At 68.6% G+C, this 1660-nt stretch carries 1 protein-coding gene; it reads right to left on the reverse strand.

All coding sequences use genetic code 11. From position 1 onward, the window contains the following. Positions 1-161 precede the first annotated feature (161 nt). On the reverse strand, positions 162-1538 hold the full coding sequence (locus tag ACIBAF_RS49255) for an IS1380 family transposase (RefSeq protein WP_399473414.1): 1377 nt from the start codon (positions 1536-1538) through the stop codon (positions 162-164). Positions 1539-1660 lie beyond the last annotated feature (122 nt).

The following is a 1660-nucleotide window of genomic DNA, read 5'->3' on the forward strand; positions in this document are numbered from 1 at the left end:
CCTCGATCTTTCGTGAGGGTCCGTCGACGGAGTCGGCGGGCCTTTTCGGTTTCCGGGGCGGGTGGTGGGCAGGCCGGTGGCCCGGCTGTCGCGTCGGGTGGGCGCCGGGTTCCACTGCCCGGGATCGGGTGGTGCTTTCGTCGGGACGGGAGGTCTGCTGGTCAGCCGGGGTTGGGCAGGAGCGCGAGTCGTCCGAGTGCGGTGGTGATCTCGCCGGTCCAGGGCCAGTGCTTGGTGAGGCGGAGGATTCTGCGTCGGCCGGTGGTGACGAGTTGGGCGGCTGCGGAGAACAGGCGGAACCGCAGTCGGCGGGGTTCCCAGAGCCGGGCCTTGCCGGTCAGGGCGAGCATGGGCATCCAGGCGAGCAGATCCAGCGCGATCTGGACGATCTCCAGCCAGACCTTGTTCTGCGTGGTGTGGTGCAGGGGCAGGTTACGCAGGCCGGTGGATCGGGCGGCCCGGATCCGGTCCTCGGCCCGGGCCCGCAGCCGGTGACGGAGCTCGAGTTCGGAGATTGGCTGGTCGGGGGTGTTGGTCGCGAAGCACGTGATCCGCATGCCGTCCGCGTCCGTGATCCTCAACTGGGCCCCGGGATGCGGTCGTTCCTTGCGGACGATCAGCCGCATGCCCTTTGGCCAGCCGTCCAGCAGCCTGCCGGTGAGTTCGGCGACCCAGGCGCCGTCGCGGACCGTGCCGTCGGTCTCGACGGCGGTCGTCCAGGCGGAGGCCGGGATCTGCAGGAGGTGCCGGTGGATGGTGTCGGTGATCACCATGCCGACCGAGTAGGACAGCCATCGGCCTCGTTTCGCGAGCCAGGACACGAAGTCGTGGGTGCCGCCGGCGGAATCCGTACGGATCAGCGTCTGGCGTCCTCGCCGGTACTTCTTCGGCAGCTGGGCGAGGGCCAGTTGAGCAGTGGTGATGTGGTCGGCAGCGGTGTTCGAGCCTGCGTTTCCCGGTCGCAGGAGGGCGGCGGCCGGCTCACCAGTTCCGCCCGGGCCGTGGTCGATGAAAGCCGTCAGCGGGTGATGACCGTAGGTCTTCTTCCAGGTCGCCGCTGCGTCCTCCTTGTCGGAGTGTGCGATCACGAGGACACCGTCGAGGTCGACCGTGACCTGTCCGTCGGCGTCCGGAGCGTTCTTGCCCGCCAACGACCAGACCCGGCCACGGACTTCGGACCGCGCGGACCGGATGGCCTGCAGGGCTTCCTCCCCGGAGGCGGCGAGCGTGCCGATCAGACGGGAGATGGTCGGGTCGGAAGCGACCGGGCCGAACACGGCCGGCTCACACCGCAGCATCGCCACGTCCGCGAGGCAGTCCCCGCCCAAGGCGACCGCCAGAGCGACGTCCAGAAGCATCTTGCCGGGATCGTGGACGGCCCGCGGCTTCCGCCATGGAGCCAGAGCTGCGGATACGGCCCGGTCAAGGCCAATACTGCGGACTGTTTCGACGAGCAGGACCGACCCCGCCTGGGTGACGACCTGACGGCCGTCGTCCTGAACGCGGACATGGGGATAGGACCCGATAGGGTGCTTCACCTGGGAAGTGCCTCTGGCTTCAGCGGGAACAAGGACCTAGACAATCCTCATTCTCGCTGGTCAGAGGCACTTTCTGCTTTCCTGACCGCCTGCCGGACAGCCCACCTCATGAAAGCGCGAGG

The sequence above is a fragment of the Streptomyces sp. NPDC051677 genome (genome assembly GCF_044453465.1).
In the GTDB taxonomy this organism is placed as follows: Bacteria; Actinomycetota; Actinomycetes; order Streptomycetales; family Streptomycetaceae; genus Streptomyces.